At 33.8% G+C, this 25,755-nt stretch carries 14 protein-coding genes; all 14 read right to left on the bottom strand.

All coding sequences use genetic code 11. The features are described 5' to 3' along the window. Positions 1–59: 59 nt before the first annotated feature. The gene (locus J2W95_RS05320; RefSeq protein WP_310004696.1) at positions 60–2,456 is read right to left on the bottom strand and encodes a glycosyltransferase; all 2,397 of its coding nucleotides are present in this window, start codon (positions 2,454–2,456) and stop codon (positions 60–62) included. Between the two features lie 318 nt (positions 2,457–2,774). Further along, positions 2,775–3,845 (bottom strand): OmpA family protein, encoded by a 1,071-nt coding sequence (locus tag J2W95_RS05315; RefSeq protein WP_310004694.1) that lies wholly within the window; start codon positions 3,843–3,845, stop codon positions 2,775–2,777. Between the two features lie 326 nt (positions 3,846–4,171). After that, positions 4,172–4,345 carry a hypothetical protein gene (locus J2W95_RS05310; protein WP_310004691.1) on the bottom strand — a complete coding sequence of 58 codons (174 nt, stop codon included), beginning with the start codon at positions 4,343–4,345 and terminating at the stop codon, positions 4,172–4,174. A gap of 183 nt (positions 4,346–4,528) precedes the next feature. After that, positions 4,529–4,723: a hypothetical protein gene (locus J2W95_RS05305; protein WP_310004689.1), complete on the bottom strand. Its 195-nt coding sequence runs from the start codon at positions 4,721–4,723 to the stop codon at positions 4,529–4,531. Between the two features lie 50 nt (positions 4,724–4,773). Continuing rightward, on the bottom strand, positions 4,774–5,208 hold the full coding sequence (locus J2W95_RS05300) for a response regulator (RefSeq protein ID WP_310004687.1): 435 nt from the start codon (positions 5,206–5,208) through the stop codon (positions 4,774–4,776). Continuing rightward, positions 5,205–8,159, bottom strand: coding sequence for an ATP-binding protein (locus J2W95_RS05295; RefSeq protein ID WP_310004685.1), 2,955 nt, complete (start codon positions 8,157–8,159; stop codon positions 5,205–5,207). The genes J2W95_RS05300 and J2W95_RS05295 overlap by 4 nt, the downstream gene beginning before the upstream one ends. Positions 8,160–8,212: 53 nt before the next feature. Then, complete coding sequence (locus J2W95_RS05290; protein ID WP_310005387.1) at positions 8,213–8,758, bottom strand: helix-turn-helix domain-containing protein; 546 nt, start codon at positions 8,756–8,758, stop codon at positions 8,213–8,215. A gap of 393 nt (positions 8,759–9,151) precedes the next feature. Then, positions 9,152–13,492 (bottom strand): CheR family methyltransferase, encoded by a 4,341-nt coding sequence (locus J2W95_RS05285; protein ID WP_310004683.1) that lies wholly within the window; start codon positions 13,490–13,492, stop codon positions 9,152–9,154. A gap of 270 nt (positions 13,493–13,762) precedes the next feature. Next, entirely contained in the window at positions 13,763–14,440 is a 678-nt protein-coding gene (locus J2W95_RS05280) for a peptidoglycan DD-metalloendopeptidase family protein (RefSeq protein WP_310004682.1), read from the bottom strand. 86 nt (positions 14,441–14,526) lie between these two features. Further along, positions 14,527–16,935, bottom strand: a complete 2,409-nt coding sequence (locus J2W95_RS05275; RefSeq protein WP_310004680.1) for an alpha-ketoacid dehydrogenase subunit alpha/beta — start codon at positions 16,933–16,935, stop codon at positions 14,527–14,529. Between the two features lie 187 nt (positions 16,936–17,122). Beyond that, a complete protein-coding gene (locus tag J2W95_RS05270; protein ID WP_310004679.1) occupies positions 17,123–19,948 on the bottom strand; it encodes a gluzincin family metallopeptidase in 2,826 nt (941 codons plus the stop codon). A 138-nt stretch (positions 19,949–20,086) separates the two neighbouring features. Continuing rightward, positions 20,087–20,815, bottom strand: coding sequence for an LOG family protein (locus J2W95_RS05265; protein ID WP_310004678.1), 729 nt, complete (start codon positions 20,813–20,815; stop codon positions 20,087–20,089). Between the two features lie 146 nt (positions 20,816–20,961). Then, complete coding sequence (gene uvrA, locus J2W95_RS05260; RefSeq protein WP_310004676.1) at positions 20,962–23,793, bottom strand: excinuclease ABC subunit UvrA; 2,832 nt, start codon at positions 23,791–23,793, stop codon at positions 20,962–20,964. An 87-nt stretch (positions 23,794–23,880) separates the two neighbouring features. Further along, a complete protein-coding gene (locus tag J2W95_RS05255) occupies positions 23,881–25,674 on the bottom strand; it encodes a chloride channel protein (protein ID WP_310004674.1) in 1,794 nt (597 codons plus the stop codon). Positions 25,675–25,755: the final 81 nt, after the last annotated feature.

The raw sequence follows: 25,755 nt of genomic DNA, 5'->3' as shown, positions 1-25,755 counted from the left end.
AGTACTTTAGTGTCCAAAAGTGTTTCAGAACTTTGAGTAAATATTATATATTTCACACATTAAGCCAATGTTTTTTTATGGTTTAGTTTCGCATAAACCTCTTTTTGGAATCCATTCTGTGGGTTTAGTTTTAAAGACCTTTTTGCATTTTTTTCTATGCATAATCGAGCCATTAAATAACTTACAGTAGATTCTGCTCCTTGATTTAAATTGATGTACGTATCTTCTAAACCGTCATAACAGCCACCAGTGCAAGGATTATAAATAATTTGATGCAGGTGATTATTTCCCAAAAACCAACTGAATGCAATTTTCATTTTTTGGGTATATTCCGGGTCATTAAAGGCTTTTGAAAATTTGTTTAATGCCAAAATGGTATATGCAATATCAATAGGTTGTTCTCCTCCAATTGCCCGAATTTTTGTACTATTATCTTCCATCATCCAGCCTTTATTGGATATTACTTTAATACTTTTGTCATTAAAAATTTTGGACAAGAGAAAGTCAAACGATGTTTTAGCTACAGCTTTATAATTGGTATCACCTGTACTCAAATAGGCGCAAAGCATTGCTTCTGGTAGAATGCTGTTGCCGTAAGTCAAGTAACTTTCGAACCAGTTCCAATTGGGTTTTGATTCATGCTTGTACATTTGAATCATTCTGTCGGCAAGTTCTTTTATTATAACTGTATTTTTTAGTGATTTTTCTTTTGAATTGACATAATAAAGCCCTTTGATTACAAAAGCCATTGCACGTGTTGAATGCATTTTTAATACATTGGCAGATGCTCGCTCCAAAGTCTTTTTTGCTTTTTGAACTAGTGCAACAGGTAAAATTGATTCTAAAGAAATCAAATAGCCTAAAGCCCAAATGGCTCTTCCATTAGAATCCTCAAGATTAGTCTCGTAATTTTGGTCTGTAAAATCACCATCCTCATCTACATAATTTAGAAAAGAACCATCGTCTTGTAAACAAGAAGTTATGAAATTCAAGTAGATTTTGACGTACTCTAAATCGGCTTTGTCTTTCGTTAATTCAAAATGTTTACACATTGCCACCATGGCACGGGCATTGTCATCTATTGTATATCCTGATTCCAAGTCGGGTTGATTGATAATGGAAAACTGAATCATGCCATAATCGGTGGTTAATTTTTTGATGTGGTCTAAATTGATTTCAGGAATTTTATATTCTAATTTTATATTTTCTCCACCCATTTTTTCGAATAAGAAAGCATGGGCAATTGCCGAGTTTTCCCAGGCTGTTGGTACAATTTTATGCAATCCGTTTGCGCTTATGTTTTTTCTTAATTTATTATCCAGTAACAAACGGTTTACTTCTTTGGCTAATTGTACAGAATTTCCAAAATCGATTATGATTCCGGCTCCCTCACTCAACACTTCATTCGCATGTGGAATAGGAGTGGAGATAATGGGGCAACCACAACTCATGGCATACGAAAAAGTTCCGCTTACAGCTTGATTCGGATCTTTTGAAGTAAACAAATAAATATCTGTAAGCTGCAAAAAATCTAATAATTGGTGTAAGGGCAAAAAGGCGTTTACGAACAATACGTGATTTTGCAATTTAAGGCTTTGAATTTTTTCGTCAAGCATTGCTCTGTATTTTTCACCTTCTTGTTTTACTACAGATGGATGAGTTTTACCAATTATTAAAAATAAAACATCCTTGTTTTTTTCAATAATACTTGGCATGGCATCCAGCGTTGTTTCGATGCTTTTTCCAGAACTTAATAATCCAAAAGTTGAAAGCACTTTTCTTCCTGATAAATTATATTTCTCTTTCAAAAAATCTTTGTCAGAATGAGGTACCAAATGTGTTCCATGGGGTATTACAGATATTTTCTCAGGATCGACTCCATAATCTTTTTTTAAAATTAAAGCAGCTGAATGGGTCATCACAATTATCGAATGAGCCAGCTGTCCTATAATTTGAACATTTTCTTTATGTGCCTCATTAGCATTAGGTAAAACTGTATGAAATACGATTGTGACAGGTTTTGTAATTTTATGCAAAAACTCTATTAAATGAGCTTCGTTATTTCTAAAAAGCCCAAATTCATGCTGAACCAATACCATTTGAATTGAATTATTAGCATTGATTTTTTCGGACAAATTGCTGAAAGAATTTGGTTGATCGGTATTGAGAATGTATTTCACGGATTCATCGTACTGATGTTTTTCAGTGTCCGTTTCCAAAGCACAAATTTTTATGTTAAATGTATTTTTAAATTTATTATTTATTGATTTAATCAAATCTTGCGAGTAGGTTGCAATGCCACATTCTCTAGGGGGAAAAGTGGTAATGAATAGTATTTCGGGGAGTATTTCAGCTGTTTTAGATGTCAAATGGTTAGTGGCAGAAGTTCTGAAGTCTGTATTAAATAATCCAATATGATGGATATTTGTGCTGCGAGAGTTGATACTATTTTTCATTGTTGGAGGTATTAAGCATTAGTTCATCTTTTTTAAAACTTAGAATTACAAGAATTATAAAGGTCTGTTTATAATGCCAAAAAATGTTATGTAACTTTTGGAATTAGTTATATTATTCACAGATTGTCAATTAGTTATAACGTTGTTGTAAGTGTGTTTTGTATTGTATAATGTTTAAAAAAAAGCCAAATGTTTCTGTTCCATAAATTGGTAATTGAATTCAGATTACAATAATTTCACAATAGAAAAGGGCTGTTGTTTCCAACAGCCCTTATTCCTCCAAAAAAAATTATAGAAAAAAGTATTAAGATGTAATCTTTAGTAGGATGTTTTCAATTCAACTCTTCTGTTTTTGGCTCGGCCTGAAGAAGTTTCGTTACTCTCAATTGGTTTACCGTCCCCAAATCCTAAGGCTGTCAGTCTTTTTTCTTCTATGCCTTTACTTATTAAATACGTTTTTACAGATTCTGCACGATCTTTCGATAAGTTTATGTTGTATTTATCACCAGCATTACTATCTGTATGACCTTCAATTTGTAAATTAGTAGCATTGTAACGATTTAAGATGACAACCAAATAATCAAGTTGAACAAAAGAAGATGTTTTTAACTTGGCGCTGTCATTTTCAAAGAAAAGTTTACCTGCAATATCTGCTATTTTTTTGACATCAACAGGGGCAATTGTAGGACAGCCTTTATCGGCAATATTTCCTTTTTCTTTTGGGCAACGGTCAGTATTATCAGTAACACCATCTCCATCAGTATCTGAACAACCTTTTAATGCTGGTGGTCCAGCGGCATCTGGACAAAGATCTTCTTCATTGGCTACACCATCTTTGTCATTATCCCAAGGACATCCTGAAGGATCTACTTTATAGCCGGCGGTAGTATTAGGACATATATCGTCAATATCTACAACGCCATCTTTATCAACATCTTGACAACCTTTTAAATCGGCTGGTCCAGCTACATCAGGACAACGGTCTTTACTGTCAGCTACTCCATCTTTATCTTTATCGGGACAACCACTCAAAGATCCTAATCCTAGTTCACTAGGACATTCGTCTAGATAATCGGCAACACCATCTAGGTCTTTATCAAGAGGACATCCTGTTTTGTCTACAGCTACACCACTAGGAGTGCTTGGACATTTGTCTTTTTTATCGGCAACACCGTCATTATCTGTGTCTTTTATTTCATCAGATAAAATGGCTGTTAAATCTCCAACGCCATAAAACGAAATATCTGTTTTATAAAAATTATTCACTAAGTCTTCGCTATATAGTGTTGCGCCATCAGATATTTTAATATCCAATTTTCGGTCTCCGCTTTTTGCTTCCGTAATATATGTAAATGCTAAGCATATGCATACGAATAGTAATTTTTTCATTTTGTAGTTTTTTTAATTGTTCATTACAAAGGTCTTCAACTGATTGATTTTTAGTATTATATAACTTTTGTAAATATTTGTATTATTCACACCTTTTAGATTAGAATGTTAGATAAAATAAGCTGGAAATATAAAATCTGTATGATATAACAATCACACAGATTTCGGATATTTTAGAGTGAAGATATTGGATAATAAATTATTCAATAGGGGTTGTAATTTTACCAAATAACTTTGCAAAAGGGAAATTAGTACTGTTATTTTCGATAGGTATAATTCAATTTTTTAGCTCAGAATTTTAGAATTTCAATCCTTTGATAGCAAGCTTAAAGAGCTCTTCTTTTTTCGATAAAAGTGGCATTAGATTTTTTAAATGCTTCTGTTTTAAAGTCAATTTGAATGATTCGTGAATCATCAGCTCCATTTTTTGAAGAAGTTATTTTACCCACTTTACAATTACTTTTTGGAATGAACAAAAACTCATTTTCTACTTTATACATCTTTATATTTTTAATGGATTTATTTAATCTTTAGAATACAAAGATGGAAGTTTGTGAATGAAATGTGGTTGTATAACTTTTGATAATAGTTGTAGAATTTACAGTTGTAGTTTTTTAAAAAATAGCTGTATATCAGTTGTATGAAGCTTTGTTTTTATTTTTTTTAAATTAGATTTGATAAATCTAAGATTCATCTTTTGTAGTTCGTACTAAACTAATTCCCGACATAAAGAAGATTACTCCCAAAACGCCGTAAATGACTAAAGCCTTTATGTCTTTGTCGCTTCCCGAAGTGTTTGTAAATATTACGGCTTCATAAATAAGGGCACCGATGCCGAGAGCCGTTAATAATGCACCAAAGATTCGTTTGATATTCATGATTTTTATTTTTTAAATTTATAATGCTTTAGAGTTTGAAATCATTTTGATTACATTCTTTCCATATACCAATTCAGTTCTTTTTTCATTTTTCTAAATTCGAAGAGAGAAGATATTATTTTTTGTAAACGGACAAAAGCTGTTTCACTTTTCACCACATAATCAAAGGCTTGATGGTGCATACAATCGATAGCAACATCTATTTTGTCTTGAGAAGACAGCATAATAACAGCAATTTCGGGATTGAATTCTTTTATTTTATCTAAGGTGTCAATACCGTTTATGGCATTTTTATCAATACCATCAAGATGATAATCCAGAATAATTACATCCGGTTTATTGGATAAATTAGCCAGACAAAGTTCTCCAGTAGAGTAGGTTTCTATTTCAAAATCAGCATGATCCAAAAACTCAATTTCCAAAGACTTTAAGAATAAGGCGTCATCATCGACTAAGAATAGTTTTATTTTGTTTATGGTATTCATTTTAGGGATTTTTTTAATGTTTCTAGTTCTAGTTCTAATTCTTTACAGGCTTGCATACATACATCTTCAAGTTTCAATACCATACTTTCCATTTCATCATTTTGTTGTTGTATCACCACAAATTCCTGAATTTTTTTTGCCATATTTTCAAAATCGGAATGAATTCCCATAATCGAAAATGAAGGAATCATTTTATGGATGGCTGCGTTGAGTAAATTCCAATCCTGATTAACCAAACTCTGTTTCAGCGTATTGATTAATTGAGGTGTTTGGTCCAAATACAGACCAATCATTTCAATCATCAATTTTGGATTGGATTTGGTGCGATGGTTTAAATACTCCAGGTTTATATATTTTATTTTTTCTACTTCTGAGACTTCCGCAATGTTGTTTTTATTTGGTTTTGAACTTTTAGGTTTTTTAATTAACCCAACAATTTTACTGTACAATACCCTTTCATCAATCGGTTTTGCAATATAATCGTCCATACCCACAGCTTTGCATTTGGCCAAATCTACCGTAGTGACATCAGCCGTTAAAGCAATGATTGGAATAGTCAGATTTAATGTTTCCCTGATGTATTCTGTGGCTTCAAAGCCGTTCATTTCGGGCATTTGCAAGTCCATCAAGACAATATCGTATTGTTTTGTTTTGAGTTTTTCGATAGCAATTTTTCCGTTTTCGGCAATATCGCGTTCAAAGCCAAAATCATCCAATACCGTTTTCATCAACAACTGATTCAGAGCCATATCTTCGACTACCAATACTCTGATGCCTTTGATTTCATTATTCAATTCCATGATTTCATTTTCTAAAGCTGCATTTTCTTTCGTTTTCAGGAAAGGTAGCGTAAAACTAAAACGGGAATATTCGTTTACTTTACTTTTGACGCTTATGCTGCCTCCTTGCGATTCCACCAATTGTTTTACAATGGCAAGTCCAAGGCCTGTTCCTCCATATAAACGGGAAGTTCCGCTCGAAGCCTGTTGGAAATTTTCGAAAATACTTTCCATTTTATCTTTTGAAATTCCTATTCCGGTATCATTAACAGCAAACTCGATAATTACTTTTTCATCATCTTCAAACATTAAATGAACACTTACAGTAATAACACCTTCGTTAGTGAATTTAACGGCATTGCTGACTAAATTTAAAATAATCTGATGCAAACGAACAGGATCTCCAACCAAGACTTCTGGAATGTTGTCGTCGTAATCTGATACTAGCTTTAGATTTTTCTCCTGAATTTTTGTTTCAAATAAATGGAGCATTGAAGACAATGATTTTTTTATTTTGAAAGGAGTTTGTTCAAATGTCATTTTTCCAGCATCCACTTTAGCCAAATCCAGAATGTCATTTATAAGCACAATCAAAGCATCACCACTCATTTTTATCGCCATCAAATATTCTTTTTGCTTGGCTGTCAATTCGGTTTTCAAAACTACTTTCGTAAAGCCAATTATGGCGTTCATCGGAGTCCGAATCTCATGGCTCATATTCGACAAAAACTGCTGTTTTGCTTTTACCGCATTTACGGCAATTTCTGTAGCCAATTCGGCTTTGCTTTTGGCTTCTTCGGCCAGTGCAGTTGCTAGTTCGGCAAAAACCTTAGCTTCCAATAATTCTGTTGCGATTCTTTTTTGTTCCGTAATATCTCTGGCAACCACCACAGCACCAATAATGTTTCCTAAAACATCTTTGTAAACGGAACCGTTAAACAAAACATCGGTAAATTTTTCGTCTTTTATCGTAAGCGGATAATCGACAACAAATCCTCTTTTGAAAACTTCTTTATATCCCTCACGTGCCTTTTGAGGTTCTGTGAAATAATCAAAAAAATCGGAACCAATTAATTGTTCTCTGGAAACTCCCGTTACTAATACAGTTGCTTCATTAGTTCCGGTAATTTTTCCCTTGAGAGATATGGTAAATAATGGATCGCGACTGGCTTCAATTAAACTTAAAGAATATTGCGAAGCTAATTTAAGTGAATCACTCTGGGCTTCTAATTTTTTGTTGGCAATTTCAAGTTTCTTTTTTTCTTTATTGTTGAAAATTAACTCAAAATCAGCAATTGTTAGTTCTGCTGCTCTGCTTTCCTTTTCGCCTGTTTGAAAAAGAAGCTCTTTGTTGGCAAGGTATAATTCGTTTGCTCTTTTCTCTTTTTCATCATTCTGAAAAGCCAATTCTTTGTTGGCTATTCCTAATTCTGCAGCACGTTTTTCTTTTTCATTGTTCTGAAAAGCCAGTTCTTTATTGGCAATTCCTAATTCATTTGCGCGCTTCTCTTTTTCGTCATTCTGAAAAGCCAATTCTTTGTTGGCTATTCCTAATTCTGCAGCACGTTTTTCTTTTTCATTGTTCTGAAAAGCCAGTTCTTTATTTGCAATTCCTAATTCATTTGCGCGCTTCTCTTTTTCGTCATTCTGAAAAGCCAATTCTTTGTTGGCTATTCCTAATTCAGTCGCTCTATTTTCTTTTTCATCATTTTGATAAGCCAATTCTTTGTTGGCTATGAATAATTCCGCTGCACGTTTCTCTTTCTCTTCATTCTGAAAAGCCAATTCTTTATTGGCATTTCTTAATTCCAGAGCCCATTTTTGTTCGGCTATATCTCTTGCTACAATCACAACTCCTTTAATGTTACCTTGATTATCTCGATACACGGAACCATTAAACAGCACTTGAGTCAGTTTCCCGTTCTTGTGACGTAGCGTAAGCGGAGAATCTGAAACCGAATTTTTCTCAAAAACCTCCTGATAGACATCATGGGCTTTGTTTGGTTCGGTGAAATAATTTTTAAAGTAAGTTCCTGTTAATTTTTCTCGGGATATTCCGGTTATATGTGTCAGAGCCTCATTCATATCCGTTATTTTACCTTCGGTGCTTATGGTTACCAAAGGATCTAAGCTAGCTTCTATTAGACTGCGGGCGTATTGTGATTCTTGCATGTTGGCTTTTATTTGATGCTGTTTTTAATTTGGTTTCAAAAAGCAAGACAGTATTAATTACCAATTTCCTCAATTGGACTGCGTCTTTTGTCTTTTAACTGCTTAAAGTGAGTAGGGGACAAGCCCGTGACTTTCTTGAACTGACTCGATAAGTGAGCAACACTGCTGTAGCCCATTTTCCAAGCAATTTCGGTGATATTGAGTTCGCCATAAATGATCAATTCTTTGATTCTTTCGGTCTTGTGGGAAATGATAAACTGCTCAATTGTAGTTCCCTGCACTTCCGAAAAAAGATTAGACATATAGGTGTAATCATGATTTAATTTTTCATGTAAATAATCCGAAAAATTGATCTTAATATTTTCATCAGTGTGATGAACCATCTCGATAATTACATTCTTTATTTTTTCAATAAGCATGGCTCTTTTGTCGTCCATCAATTCGAGTCCGGAATCAATTAAGCCTATTTTGAGTTGTTCCCTTTGGGCCATAGAAATAGTTTCCATGATTTCAACTTCGCCTAAATCAACAACGATAAAGTGCAGACCAAGTTTCTTCAACTCTTCTTTAACCGCAATTTTACAGCGATTACTAACCATGTATTTGATATATAATTTCAAGTTTTTTCTAATTAAAAGATAAAGTAAAGGTCATCTAGAAATCAACAATTCCTGTTATAGAATTCACAAGATTGTTGTATAATTCACAGGTTGTTAAATATTTTGTTATTAGTAATTATTGAAGACAATCAGTTTAAATAACTGTTTGGAGTTCATGTAATTGGCATTTGAATGTTTTTTTGGAGCAGAAAGATTTGGCCTTTTTAGGAGGCCTTAGTCCCGCTATCCACTTCAATCTTATGAGCCGAACCCCGGCTCACAAGGATTTTCGTTCCTATCGGGGCTAAGGGGAGATATTTTGCTTTTTTGTTATTATTCAATGAGTAGTTTTCGCTTACAATTACACTATTAGGTAATTACTAATCACTATCGTTATTTCTTATGAAGTGTTTTTTTAAGCTGTTTGATTATTTTATCATACAAGAGCTTTTCATCAATAGGTTTAGAAATATAATCATTCATTCCCACTGTTTTCGATTTTTGAACATCTACAGTGGTGACATCAGCGGTAAGCGCAATGATAGGAATTTTGGAATTCATAATATTCCGAATGTAATCCGTAGCTTCAAAACCATTCATTTCGGGCATTAGAATATCCATTAAAATAATGTCATAGCTATTCTCTTTTAGTTTTTCTATGGCAACTTTACCATTTTCGGCTATGTCACATTGAAAACCAAATTCCTCTAAAATGATTTTTATCAAAAGCTGATTCAACGGCACATCTTCTGCTACCAAAACCTTTATGTTTTCTAATCCTTCAATCGTATTCTGAATATTTTCCGCTTCGGTTGGAGCTTCTACACAGAATTTACCGAAATCCATAATAAATCCAAAAGTGGAACCTTTACCTTCTTCACTTTTTACAATTAATGTTCCACCTTGATGCTCCACCAATTGTTTGACAATGGCAAGCCCCAAACCAGTGCCTCCATACAATCTTGAAATTTCGGTAGATGCCTGTTCAAAATTATCAAAAATAGTTGCTAGTTTATTTTTTGGAATCCCAATCCCTGTGTCGGTTAAAGTGAATTCTATTGTGGTTTTTTCTAAATCTTCTTTCAGCATTTGAACTCTTAAAATTATTTTTCCTTTTGAAGTAAATTTGATTGCATTGCTTATTAAATTCAAAATAATTTGTCGTAAACGAATGGAGTCGCCTACTATGTATTCAGGAATTCGAGTATCATATTGTTGTTCCAATTTCAAATTTTTCTCAGAACATTTAGATTCAAATAAATAAAAGATGTCGGCAATCGATTCGAATATGTTAAAGTTTTTCTTATCAAATGCCATTTTTCCGGCATCAACTTTGGCAAGATCAAGGATGTCATTAATTAAAACAATCAATGCACTTCCCGAAGATTTAATGGCTGAAATGAATTCTTTTTGCTCTTTATTCAAATCGGTTTTCAATACCACATTCGTAAACCCAATTATAGCATTCATCGGAGTCCGAATCTCATGGCTCATATTCGACAAAAATTGTTGCTTCGATTTTAAGGCGTTTTCAGCAATTTTTGTGTTTTGTTCCGCAATGCGACGGGCCTCAATTAATTCATCTTTTAGGTTGATTTGTGCCGTCACTTCATACGCAATAATAGTGACACCCAAGATGGTTCCATCGGCATCCAGATACGGCTGATAAACAAAATTGAAGTAAACATTATCTAATTTTCCATTACGCATCAAAGGGACAAGCAGTTCATACCCTTCTTGTGCAACACCTTTTGTGTAAGCATCATCGAGCATTTTTGGGATTGGACCGTCTTTTAATTCGGGTAAAATACTCATAATAGGGTTGCCTTCTATGATACTTCCTTTTCCCCATATTTCTTTAATACTGTCATTGGCCAGGGCAATAATCATGTCTTTTCCTTTTAAAATGGCAAAAGAGAAAGGCGATTGCATCAGCATCATATTATAGCGTTTATTGCTGTCTTCAATCAATTTAAGCACTTTTTTCTCAACTTCAAGCTGTATTTCCAATGCTTTTGTTTCTTTAACTTGGAGCTCTATGGCAAGATTTCGAACATCGGTAATGTCGATAATCGTAAGAACAATCAGCTCTTCATTTTCTCTAGTTTGAACGATACGATGGGCGTTGAGCAACATTATTTTTTTGCCAATAACTGGAAAAACATGTTCTACTTCAAAATCATGAAATCGGTTATTTTTTGGAACAATTTCTTCCAGCAGTTCTTTTAATTGTTTAATATTCCATTGGTTATTCCCTAATTGATACAATGATTTTCCAATGCATTCTTCTTCGGTGACGTGAAATGTTTTGCAAAATGATATGTTGGCCGATTTGATTTTGATCTCTTTATCAAGAACGAGCACAGGTTCATGAACCGTAGAGAGTATGGCTTCATTATATTGATTTAATTCTTCGACTTGCTGAATTCTAGAATGTAATTCCTGATTACTAATCACTAATTCCTCATTGGTTGATTCAATCTCTTCTTTGGAGGTTTCGAGTTCTTCGTTCAGGCTTTGTAATTCTTCATTGCTTGAGACTATTTCTTCGTTGGCACTTTGCAGTTCTTCATTTGCAGCTTCTTGATCATGTGTTATAGACCCCATATCAGCACGGGCAGCGGCAAGTTCATCTTCCAGTTTTTTTATTCGACGGTCTTTTGCAATTGTATTATTTTCTTGAGCTTTTATTGAATCTTCTTCTGTTTCATGCTGTATGTATCCTGTAAAAATTACAATCAATAAAGGTTCTTCTCCTTCAATGTTCAGAGGAATAACCTCAAGATTTACAATTTGAATGGTGTTGTCTATAGGATTACGATTCATTTCAATTCCCATTTTCCTAATCGGAAGTTTTGTTTTTATCGCATGATGAATAGCATTTCGCAACTCAAATGTTATTTCGATATGTGCCATTTTCAAAATATTAAAACTGGCCTTACCTGGAGAATGCTTCAAATACAAGGAAGTAGATCCTCGAAATTGAAGAATTTCCAAGTCGTAATTAATGATGACGCTTGCAGGCACATGATGTTCGAGTAAAACATTATCAAAAGCCATCCCGATAGTACCGTTTACCGATGCAGATACTTTTTTGAATGCAGAAGGGGGTATTGTGTTTTTATCAGACATAGTAGAATGGGATAGACGTGAAGTAAGGTCAGGAATAGAACGTAATCCTGAATTCTTTTTTCGTGAATAAAATTTAAATTTTTTATCGAGAATCGTAAAAATCGGGGCTATTGTTCCAATTGTTTCCGATTTTCCTAACATCAAACAACCTCCATCGTTCAGCGCATAATGAAAAGTGGAAATGGCTTTTTTCTGGGCAGTAGTGTCCAAATAAATTAGCATATTTCGGCAACTGATGAAATCCATTCTCGAAAATGGAGGATCACGCAAAATATTATGCTTTGCAAATACACAAACATCTCGTAACTCTTTTGATATTCGATATTTATTTTTTGATTTTATAAAGAAACGGTGCAGTCTCTCTTGCGAAACAGTTGCCAATTGATTAGTAGAATATTCACCAGTTCTAGCAATCCGAATCGCATCGCCACTGAGATCTGAAGCGAAAATTTGAAAAGGAATACTATTTGGACTGCTTTCTTGTAGTTCGAACAATATCATAGCGATTGAATAAACTTCTTCGCCGGTGGCACAAGCGGCTACCCATATACGAAGAGTTTCTCCTGCAGTTTTGGTTTCAAGTAATTTAGGCAGAATTACATTTTTTAAATGCAAAAAAGGTTCGGTGTCTCTAAAAAAAGCTGTCACGTTAATTAATAAATCCTGATAAAGAATATCGACTTCATTAGATTCATTCATAAGCAATTCAGCATATTCTTTTAAAGTTTTAATTTTATGAACTAGCATCCTTCGAAGCATTCTCCTTTTGATGGTATTCATTTTGTAGTGACTGAAATCTACATTTTTTCTTTTGTGCAAAAGTTGCAGAATAATCTTCCACTCAAGATTATTATTATCTATTTCAGTTTCGGAGATTTTTTTGTGTGTTGTATTGATTATCAGCGGATGTTTACTGATGCGTGTTAATTCAATTCCAATTTCTTTTGGAGACAATACAAAATCAACAAAACCTTCGGCAATGGCAGAATTGGGCATACTGCTAAATTTAGCTGAGTCATCCTGTGCGAAAGTAATTCCTCCAGCTTGTTTTATTTCTTTTAATCCTCGTGTACCATCATTAGCCGATCCAGATAGAATAACACCAATTACGTTTTCATGATGCGTTTCTGCTAAAGAAGAAAAAAGTAAGTCGATTGAAAAGTTTGAAGTTCGGTTTTTGGGGCGTGGAATTAGTTTAATATGTCCGTTTGTTACCTCAATTTCTTTATCATTTGGAATGACATAAACATTATTTGGTTTCATGGTTTCCATATTGTCAATCACCTGAACTTCCATTTGAGTCACTTTTGACAAAAGTACATCAAGCAAACTTTTATGATTAGGACTTAGGTGTTGGACGTAGATAAAAGCCATACCTGTGCTAGGAGAAATATTTTTCAATAACTGGGTTACTGCTTCAAGACCACCTGCAGAAGCACCAATAGCTACAACAGTAAAAGATTTTTTTTTGAGCTCCTTTTTTGAAAACGGAAGTTTCTTTGCAGGGACTTTTGAGATTTTGATTGCTTTCGTTGCTATTAGTTTGTTGCTGGGTAGTAATTTAAGTAAACTATTGTCTTCTATGGTCGAAATTGATTTCATTGTACCAATATTTACTTTGGATAGTAGCATTAAAAGAAATATTCCCTTTAATACATCCATTAAATATGGGTAAATCCATACCAAATATAGTCATAAGTATAACCAATAACTATTAATACAGGGCTTATCTTTTTATCTCCAAAAAATAGTGACTTTGTTATTTTATTGAAAATTAATAAGAAAGCTTATGAATGGTGAAGAAGTTACTGTTTAATGGGGATAAATATATTTCTAGTTCTGCATTTATCCCATAAAAAAACTATCAGATTATTAGTAAATCTTTAATAGCAAATTGGGATCAGGACAGTTTTCCAAATAAAAAGCCAGTTTGCTTTTGCTGCAAACTCCCGGATAATCCCCAGACTTGTCTTCAATGTCTTTAATAATCTGGAAATGCAAATGCGGAGAATAATCGCCATTTACGTTATTATCTCCTAATGTAGCTAATTGTTGTCCTTTTGCAAAAAAATCACCAATTTTAATAGATGCGATACTTTCTAAAGACAAATGTCCGTATAAGGTATAAAAAATATGCTGTTCCAATTGGTGCTTCAAAATAATCGTAGGTCCGTAATCACCCAAGTTATTGTTGTATTGAAAACTATGTACTTTTCCGTCCAAAGCTGCCAATACTGGTGTTCCTGCTTTAATCCATAAATCCAATCCGATGTGAATATTGCGTTCCTCAGTATTTAGATCATTAAAAACAGCACTTCGTTTATACAAACTTCGAATTTCATTGTAACCACCATGAGCCACTTTTGCATTGTTTTTATATAATAGATGCTCTATATAAGTTTCAAATTGTGAAGAATCAGTAATATTCAATTGTTCCAATTCTAGATTTGAAGCAGATAAATCTAATGGAGTGTATTGCGAATAGGGGATAGCGTTATCAATTACTTTTATATCTTTTAAATCTAAAAATAAAGTTTCTAATGGTGTCATTTAAGTTGGTGGTGATAGTTTTGAATAAAGATAAAAAAAAATCCCATTTGCAGAGCGAATGGGATTTTGAATATTACATTTTAAGTCTAATATAGACTTGGATATTTCGAAGGATTTACTTCATGCATCATTTCATATACCTTTTCGTAAATGTCTTCAGTAGAAGGCTTTGAGAAATAATCACCATCAGTTCCGTATGCAGGACGGTGAGCTTTAGCAGTCAAAGTTTGTGGTTTACTATCTAAATGATTGTAAGCATCTTGTTGTTCCACAATTTGTTGCAAAATATAAGCAGAAGCTCCACCTGGTAAATCTTCATCAATAACCAGTAATCGATTAGTTTTTGAAATACTTTTTACAATATCATGATTAATATCAAATGGTAGTAACGATTGTAAATCGATAACTTCGCAATCAATTCCTGCTTCAAATAATTCTTTGGTAGCTTGTTCTACTAATCTCAATGTTGAACCATAAGAAACAAGTGTTATATCAGTCCCTTTTCTCAATGTTTCCACAACACCAATTGGCGTTTTGAATTCACCATAATTCAAAGGTGCTTTTTCTTTTAATCGGTAACCGTTTAAACATTCGATAACCAAAGCAGGTTCGTCACATTCCAATAAAGCATTGTAAAAACCAGCTGCTTGTGTCATGTTTCTTGGAACCAAAACATGAATCCCTCTTATAGCGTTGATAATCATTCCCATTGGAGAACCAGAATGCCAGATACCTTCCAAACGGTGTCCACGGGTACGTATAATAAGTGGTGCTTTCTGTCTACCAACAGTTCTGTATTGTAAAGTAGCCAAATCGTCGCTCATGATTTGTATCGCATACAATAGGTAATCTAGGTACTGAATTTCGGCGATCGGACGTAATCCTCTCAATGCCATTCCAATTCCTTGACCTAATATACTGGCCTCACGAATACCAACATCGGCAACTCGCAACTCACCATATTTCTCTTGCATTCCTTCCAAACCTTGGTTTACGTCGCCAATGTTTCCGGCATCTTCTCCAAATATTAAGGTTTCTGGGTATTTTGAAAAAATAGCATCAAAGTTATCTCTCAAAATCATCCTACCATCAGTATCTTCTGTGACGTCACTTGGATATTGTGGTAAAACTTCTTTAACAGAAAATACGTTTTTATCTGATTCAGAGAATAAATTACTACTGAATTTTGGTTGTGTTTTTTTGATGTAAGCAGTGATCCAACTAGATAATTCTAATTTATCTTCCTCATTGATAATCAAACGCAATGTTTTTCTAGCCACAATCAATATTTCTTTTTTCAAAGGAGATTTAATTCCTTTTAAACTAGAAACATTTTTTAAAATTTCTTCTTTCTTATTGCTAGTTATTGCTATTCTTTCTAAAATAGCAACTAATTCGTTTTGCTCACTAATTATTGGTCCAATAAAAGCATTCCAAGCGGCTTTTTTACCCTCAAAAACTTCTTTTTTAGCTTCCAAATCGATAGCTTCAATTTCTTCTGGTGATGCAATATTGATCGCAATCATCCATAATTTCATTTGACGAATACAGTCAAAATCTTTTTCCCACGCTAATCGGGCTGCATTTTTGTATCTTTCGTGTGAACCTGAACTAGAGTGTCCTTGAGGTTGTGTTAGTTGATCAACATGAATTAAAACTGGAACGTGTTTTTCACGAGCTATTTCAGCAGCTTTCTCATAAGTGGCAATCAAATCTACGTAGTCCCAACCTTTTACTTTTAGTATTTCAAAACCGTTAGTATTTTCATCTTTTTGGTATCCTTTTAAGATTTCCGAAATACTTTCTTTGGTAGTTTGGTGTCTTGCGTGTACAGAAATCCCATACTCGTCGTCCCAAACACTCATTACCATTGGAACTTGTAATACTCCAGCAGCATTTATTGTTTCAAAAAACAATCCTTCTGATGTACTAGCATTTCCAATCGTTCCCCATGCAATTTCGTTTCCATCTATAGAAAATTGATCCGCATTTGGAATACCAGGAACGTTTCTGTATATTTTTGAAGCTTGTGCTAGTCCAAGTAATCTTGGCATTTGCCCAGCTGTTGGAGAAATATCGGCACTAGAATTTTTTTGTTGTGTTAAGTTTTTCCAAGATCCGTCTTCGTTCAAACTATGGGTTACAAAGTGACCACCCATTTGTCTTCCTGCAGACATTGGCTCAAGATCAATATCAGTATGACCATATAAACCCGCGAAAAATTGCTCAATAGTCAATTCGCCAATAGCCATCATAAAGGTTTGATCGCGATAATATCCAGAACGGAAGTCCCCATTTTTAAAGCATTTGGCCATGGCAAGTTGTGGAACTTCTTTTCCATCTCCAAAAATACCAAACTTGGCTTTTCCAGTTAATACTTCTTTACGCCCCAATAAACTACATTCTCTGCTTATTATGGCAATTCGGTAATCATTTAAGACTTCGGTTTTAAAATCTTCAAATGTTAAACTAGTATTGACTTTCTCTTTTATCATAATTTAAAAGTATAGCTTTAATGGTGCAAATCTAATCAAAAACTACATATATATCATTATGCGATTCTGTATTTTTACAATTTTTTATGAAATAATTTCTAGTAAAACGAATGTATTTTTGTCATATATTTAATTTTAACTTAAAAAATTGATTAATAGTTTAATATTTTAAAGTTTTTGTTTTGAATTAAAACCATTTTCGGGTAAAAAGATTAATTAATGATTTTGGATTAAAAACGAAGATAAATCGTATTTTTTCATCATAATTTTTTTGAGTAACTTCAAATCCATTAGAAGAATAGACCGGAAAGAATAATTCGAAGTAATCCTGAACCAAATTCAGCCTGATTCCGCTATCATAAACAAACTCTCCTTGTATTCCTTTATTTTTAATAAAACCAAAATCGGCATAGGCATCCACCCAGTTCCATAATAAACTATAACTCAAATTTGTTGTTGCCAACCATTGATTGGATTGAGAAGGATTAACAAATGATTTGAAAGCTCCTTGAGCCATAACATATTGTTGACTCAATATTCCAGTGGTATCAGATCGTGCATAGACTGAGTATTCAAACATATAATCATTTACTCTGGCAACACCAAAATTATAGTTTTCAGTGTTATTAGTATTGTATAAAAAAGTTCCAGCAAATCCGCGAACATTAAAATAACGATTGTCATTAAATAATTTACGATATTCTATTTCGGCTGATACTTTTCCAAAATAACCTGACAACTGGACATCAGTAAGAAATTTTACATGGCTCGTAATCTCAGTTTTTATATTGGAATATTTTAAGCTCAAAATGGAGTAATTGTCTGTACTGTCAATTACTGTAGCAGAAGGTTCTTTGTAGATGATATTGTATTTTAAAAATAGGGCTTGTTTTCTATTGTCTCTGTAGCTAGGCTCCCGAAAATAGAGTGACAAACTTGGATATAATTTTAAATAAGCAGCATCCGAAGCATAATGATAATAGGAACCATTCAAAGAATAGCGCATGTTATACAATCTTGTTTCTCTCAGATATTTATTAAAAATCAAAGAATAGCTACCTATAATTGATTTCGTATTGATTGAGTACATCGGATTCAAAGAAAACATAAATGGTTTGTCAAAGAAGCTGTAATTGTAAAAACTGATTCCAGGTGCAAATCCATCGTATTTATTGAAAAACAAAGTCGGAACATAAAATAATTGAGAACGATGCGGATCTTCAAAGTCTTGAAAGAAAGTCATTTTCAATGGACGGTTCAGTGAAACAGTATTCAAGGACTTCCAATTGTTTCTCAAATTAAATTCTGGAACTTCATTATTATAATTGAGCACCAATTTGTCAATGCTTTTTCTTTCAAAAGTGAGCGTAGTGTCTATTTCATTAGTTTCAAGCCATTTTTTAAACACAATTTGTTTGTCTTTTATACCAAAAATAGGCATTGGAACCAATGGAACTCCTTTCTTTTTTACACTAAAAGTAATGCTTTCTTGTGTTTTAGAAAAATCCCCAAATTTATAGTCTATTGGTTTTCTACTATCAATAATATACTTAAAAAACCAGTCGATATTTTTGGATGCTTTTGATTTCAATATGTTTTCAAAATCATCTCTGTCGGTTTGTCCATCTTTATTTAGTTTATGAAACTGCTGAATTCCAGATAAAACCAAATCATTCCCTAGATAATCATCGAGATAATGCAGACTCAAGCCGGCTTTGTATTTGTTAGCAATTTGGACATTGTATTTTATCAATGTGTTTTTTGGTGCATTTAGCGGTTGATCAAGATTTTTACGAGCCATCAGCATATAATAATAGCTGTATTGTTCATTAAAATCGATTTGAGCCATTTTAAATCCTCTAAATAGAAAATATTTGGAAGCCGATCCCATCATTTTGCTTTCGGGATGGTAGTGATCAATATAATTCATCATTGTAAAAATCTGAATCCCATCGTATATCCAATTATCTTTTCTGGAATCCAACAGCAAACTATTTTTGAGGAAATTATTCAAATACGTTTTTAAAAATTTTATTTCGAATATAAAATCAGAGTGGAAAGGACGCATGAATTTCGGCAGTTGATTCAAACCATAAAATGGATTCTTCTCATAATCTTCCTCCGAAACGACTATTTTTCTAAATGGATATTGTCCAATATTAGTACCGGAAAAATCAACAACTCGCTTGATGATTGCTGCTTTCAGTGAATCATCAAATCTAGCTGAACTAATATTGGTCATAACTTCCAAATCACCAATTTTATAACTCCTATAACTCGATTCATTTTCAATTATAAGCTCAAAATCAGTTCTGTTTTGACCACTAAGATTTACATGGGTTTCTTTTTCTGTTTGCACTAAATTAGTGACTGCTAAATCTGAAGTAACTACACTTTTACTGGGAATTTTCAAATCAATGTCAAAATCCGAAATTCCATTGGCAATATCGTCAAGATTTTCGTTGCTGTATTTTATAAATTGTTGATTTTCATAACGGGCAGGAGTAAGGAACCAATTTTTGGGATGCATGCCGTTTTTTTCAAAATGACCGTACTTGGTAAATTTATTGCTTGGAATTTTTGAAACATAAGTAAGATGCAATTTTACCTTTTGGCCAGGAGCCAATATTCGATGCAAGATAACCTCAATGTAATCAGGATTTTTTTGGGTTCTTTCCCAAGTGAAAACATTCTTATCTTTATCTTCAATAATTAAATTAATGGTTCCTCCACGCTCTTCTGCTTGTGCCATATGAAACTTATTGTAGAATTCGTCCGAAAAACGTTTTCCCAAAGGACTATTTCTGTCCGAAAAAGCATTGTTCCAATCATTCAATACAATAGAGGTTAAAGTGTCATTTGTTTGGTTGTAAAAGGTAATTTCTTGGTCAATGGTCAGGATATTTGCATTCATATCCACAGCGACAGCAATTTTGGAGTGATGCTGTGCATATTGTTTGTGGAAAACCAACAAAACAATTATGAATAGGATGATTTTACCGTGAGTTTTCAATCTGGGGATATATAAGTTTTTAAAAAAGTATAAATCTAATACAATTTACAAAAAATCAAGAAAAGTTCAGTACTTAACGGTTAAAATTCATCAATATGCATTAAAAGAAAAGAGCCGTTTTCAAAACGGCTCTTAGTATTAAAAATTAGGACTTAAATCGTATTTTTTATAGAATTTATCCAAGGCTTGAACTACTTCATCCTCGGTGTCTACTATTTTAAACAAATTCAAATCATCAGGACTTATCGTGTGTTCTCTTTCTATCAATACCGTTTTTATCCAATCAATCAAACCTGACCAGAATGTAGTTCCTACCAATATAATCGGGAATTTGCCTATTTTTTTTGTCTGAATTAAGGTAATAGCCTCAAATAATTCATCCAAAGTTCCAAATCCACCTGGCATAACCACAAATCCTTGCGAATATTTTACAAACATTACTTTTCGAACAAAGAAATAATCAAAATTCAAATTTTTGTCCCTGTCAATATAAGGGTTAAAATGCTGTTCGAAAGGCAATTCAATGTTAAGTCCCACCGAAGTTCCTCCACCCAAATGCGCTCCCTTGTTTCCGGCTTCCATAATTCCGGGACCACCACCTGTAATCACGCCATAACCAGCCTTACTAATTTTAAAAGCAATTTTCTCAGCTAGCAAATAATAAGGAGCATCGGGTTTTATCCTAGCAGAACCAAAAATGGTCACACAAGGTCCAATACGGCTCATCGTATCATATCCGTTTACAAACTCGGACATAATTTTAAAAATCGCCCAACTGTCATTTGTTTTTATTTCATTCCAAGTCTTTTGCTTTAATTTATCTTGGATTACTCTGTCTTCATCGTTATCAAAATCTTCTAATCTCATAATATTAATTTATTTTATTTTGAGCTATTTCCAGCTATTCGTTTCAATCTTTTTATTTCAAAGGAAAAATAAAAAGGATTTCCACTTCTATCTGGGCTAGGGCTTCGGTTTTAAATTGAACTTTAATCTTTGTTAAAGATGTTTAACTAAGATAACTCTTTTTTCAAAAACTGTGCTGTATAGCTTTTTTTGTTTTTTACAATTTCTTCAGGTGTTCCTTTGGCTACAAGCTGTCCACCGCCTTTTCCTCCTTCAGGACCAATGTCAATGATGTAATCAGCAAGTTTGATTACGTCCATGTTATGTTCAATAATCAAAATGGTATTTCCTTTGTCAACCAATTTATTAATCACATCCATCAACACCCGAATGTCTTCAAAATGCAAACCAGTTGTTGGTTCATCAAGAATATAAAATGTATTTCCTGTATCTTTTTTAGACAATTCACCTGCCAGTTTAATACGTTGCGCTTCTCCGCCAGAAAGTGTGGTACTTTGTTGACCAAGTGTAATATAACCCAAACCAACATCCTGAATCGTTTTTACTTTTCGGTAAATTTTTGGGATGTTTTCAAAGAATGGAACCGCTTCGTCAACCGTCATATTCAATACATCCGAAATGGATTTTCCTTTATAGCGAATTTCCAATGTTTCTCTATTAAAACGCTTTCCTTGACAAGTCTCGCATTCCACATAAACATCAGGCAAGAAGTTCATTTCTATTGTACGAACTCCAGAACCTTCACAGGTTTCACAACGTCCGCCTTTTACATTAAAACTAAAACGTCCCGCTTTATACCCCCGAATCATACTCTCGGAAGTCATCGTAAACAAGTTTCGAATTTCGGTAAAAACTTCAGTGTACGTTGCAGGATTGGAACGTGGTGTTCTACCAATCGGGCTTTGGTCAATATCAATCACTTTGTCGATATGTTCCAAACCTTCTATTTTTTTATACGGCATCGGAATTTTGACACCATTAAAATAATAGGCATTCAAAATAGGGTAGAGGGTTTCATTAATCAATGTTGATTTCCCACTTCCGGAAACGCCTGTAACACATATCATTTTTCCCAAAGGCAATTCAATCGAAACATTTTTCAGATTATTCCCCGTTGCTCCGCTTAGTTTCAGGAATTTACCATTTCCTTCACGGCGTTTTTCAGGAATTTCCAATTTCATTTTGCCATTCAAATACTGAGCTGTAATCGTATCCGATGCTAAGGTCTCCTTTGGAGTTCCAATACTGATAATTTCACCTCCGTATTTCCCAGCTTTTGGGCCAATATCAATCACGTAATCGGCTTGTTCAATCATATCTTTGTCGTGTTCAACCACAATTACGGAGTTTCCAATGTCACGTAATTGTTGTAAAGAATGAATTAACTTTTCGTTGTCTCTTTGGTGCAAACCAATACTTGGCTCGTCCAAAATATACAAAACACCTACCAACTGCGATCCAATTTGAGTTGCCAATCGAATACGTTGCGCTTCACCACCCGAAAGTGATTTGGAGCTTCGGCTTAAAGCCAAATAATCCAAACCTACATTCATCAGGAAAGCCAAACGATCTTTGATTTCCTTTATTACTTCGGTCGCAATTCGTTTTTGTTTATCTGATAAATGATGGTCTAAATCCAAAAACCAAGCCGTCAAATCCGAAATGTCCATATTGCATAACTCGGATATGTTTTTTTCGTTTATTCTAAAATAATTGGCTTCTTTTTTTAAGCGGGAACCTTCACAAACAGGACATTTTACTTCGTCCATAAACTCTTTGGCCCAACGCTTAATGGTTGTTGAACCACTTTCGTCATGTTGGTTTTTTATAAAATGAGAAATCCCTTCAAAATCAATTTTGTAATCGCGTGCAACTCCCAAATCTTTTGAATTGATAGTGAATTTTTCTTTCCCTCCATTCAAAATCATTTCCATTGCTTCTTCAGGAATTTTTTCGATGGCATCGGTTAATTTAAAACCATATTTTTCACCAATAATTTCCATTTGCTTGAAAATCCAAGAAGCTTTGTATTCACCCAAAGGTGCAAATCCACCTGCTTTTATAGATAATTTAGGATTCGGAATAATCTTGCCAACATTAATTTGATTGACAGTTCCTAATCCGTTACAATGATCACAAGCTCCTTTTGGAGAATTAAAAGAAAATAAATTCGGTTCTGGATTTTGATATGATATTCCAGTAGTAGGACACATCAAATTTCTACTGAAATAACGAACTTCATTCGTGTCTTGATCCAAAACCATCAACACATTTTCACCGTGATGCATGGCAGTGTTGATACTTTCGGAGAGACGTTTTTCGTTGTCAGGAGTATCTTCGATTACCATTCTGTCAACCACAATTTCGATATCGTGGGTTTTGTAGCGATCCAATTTCATCCCCGAAACTAAATCCAGAATGTCTCCATTAACACGAACTTTCAAGAATCCTTGTTTGGTAATTTGCTGAAAAAGTTCGGCATAATGTCCTTTTCTTGCTCGGATAACCGGAGCGAGAATATTGATTCGTTTTCCAGTAAAATCCTGAATAATCAATTCTTTGATTTGGTCATCCGAGTAGGAGACCATTTTTTCGCCTGTATTGTAGCTGTAAGCATCGGCGCCACGAGCATAAAGCAAACGCAGGAAATCGTAAATTTCGGTAATAGTTCCTACGGTTGAGCGTGGACTTTTACTTGTCGTTTTTTGTTCGATGGCGATAACAGGGGAGAGTCCATCAATTTTATCGACATCAGGACGTTCCAAACCTCCTAGGAATTGCCTTGCATAAGCAGAAAACGTTTCTACATAACGGCGTTGTCCTTCGGCATAAATAGTGTCGAAAGCTAATGAAGATTTCCCGGAACCCGAAAGACCAGTAATTACCACCAGTTTTTCACGGGGTATGGAAACATCTATATTTTTTAGATTGTGAACGCGTGCACCTTGAACTTCAATCGTATTGTCTGTATCTAGCATAATTTTTGCAAAAAAGCAAAGTTACCATTTTGATTGATTCTTTTAATAGAACAGTATGGAAGATTGTGTTAAAATGGGATATAAAATTTATTCTATGGTCATGGATTTTAATTTGGTTCTATATGCTTCTAAAGCTTCAGATTTAGATATAAAACCATAATATTTGTCATCACTTATTACAGGAAGAAAGACTTTTTTGGAGGATTCAAATTTGTCCATGACAATTTCCATACTATTGGAGGGATGTACAATGGCAACAGGCTGAACCATTATTTCTTTTATCAAAGTATATTTTACCCTGTATGGATTGAAAATAATCTCCCGAATATCATTAAAATGGACAATTCCCATTAAATAGTTATCTTTTGAAACTACTGGAAAAATCACCTGATTAGAATGTGAAATTAGATCTACCAATTTTTCAAGATTTTCATCTGGTGTTAACTTTAAAAAATCGGTTTGAATAATTGATTGCGTGTCCAATGTTGAAAGTACATTAGAATCTTTATTGCTGGTAAAAGCATGTCCTTTTTTGGCAAGATTCTTGACATCCAAGGAATGTTTTTCAAAACGCTTGGATATTGCAAAGCTAATAGAAGCAACAATCATAAGAGGAATCATCAATCCATAGCCTCCTGTAATTTCGGCAATTAAAAAGATTGCCGTTAATGGCGCATGGAATAACCCACTCAGGATTCCTGCCATTCCCACCATAGTAAAATTACCAACTGGCAAATTTGTCAAACCTGTTAAGTTTAATAATTTTGAAAAGAAAAAACCAACATAAGAACCTAAAAATAGAGATGGAGCAAAATTACCTCCATTACCACCACTTCCTAAAGTTATTCCAGTGGCATAAGCTTTCAACATCAAAGAACAACCTACAAAAGCCAATAATGCCAAGTTATTATTCCTAAACTCACTAAAAAGAGTATTTTCTAACAATTCTCCTGGATCACTACCAGCTAAAGTCCTAATGCTTTCATATCCTTCCCCAAAAAGTGTTGGAAAAATAAAAATTAAAAGGGCCAAAATGGAAGCGCCAATAAGAGCTTTTGTATAAAGAGGAAATCGAATATGACCAAAAAAATGCTCTGTTCTTTGGAAATTACGGGCATAAAATACTGCTACAAATCCTGTAAAAATGCCAAGAAATATGTAATATGGCATATTATGGTAATCAAAAGTTTCTCTACTTGGGAAATTTAGTAAAATGGTTTCGTCAAGAGCAATTGCTGACACTAAAGCTCCTGTGGCAGCAGCTATCATTATTGGGGTAAAAGCCGATATGCTAACATCAACCAAAAGAACTTCGACGGCAAATAAAACCCCTGCAATTGGGGCATTAAAGGCAGCCGCTATTCCAGCAGCGACTCCGCAACCAATAAGTAATGTTCTATCTTTATATTGAAGTTTGTATCTTTGAGCATAATTAGATCCAAAAGCAGCTCCTGTCACTACGATGGGACTTTCAAGACCAGCAGAACCTCCCAAACCTACAGTAAGCGAACTTGTCATTATTTGGGCATACATTTGTTTTTTTGGAATAATACTTGCTTTTTTTGCAACTGCATATAAAATTTGTGATGTTCCCTTTTCAATAGTTCCTCCTAAAAAACGTTTTACGACAAATACAGTGAGCATAATACCAATTACAGGTAACATTATTTTAAGAAGCCCTATCTTCAAAAAATTGGTATGAATAGTTATATATGTAGCAAATCTGAAAACCCAATGGGCAAAAGTTTTTAATACAATAACAGCTAAAGCAGAAGAAATCCCAACCAAAACACTCGATAAAAATATGAATTGCTTTGAGGTTAATAAAGATTGAGATAAAGCAATTACATCCTCTATTTTTGAAAAAAACTTTTTAAACATTATATTTTATAATTGGTTTATCACAAAAATAAGCTTTTTAGAGCAAAAAAATAAACTATTTCATCAAAGACATTGACTATT

Origin of the sequence: Flavobacterium granuli (assembly GCF_031456055.1) — a bacterium.
Lineage (GTDB): Bacteria > Bacteroidota > Bacteroidia > Flavobacteriales > Flavobacteriaceae > Flavobacterium > Flavobacterium granuli_A.
The sequence above is the reverse complement of the archived record's forward strand: the minus strand, read 5'-3'. Positions and strand labels throughout refer to the sequence as shown.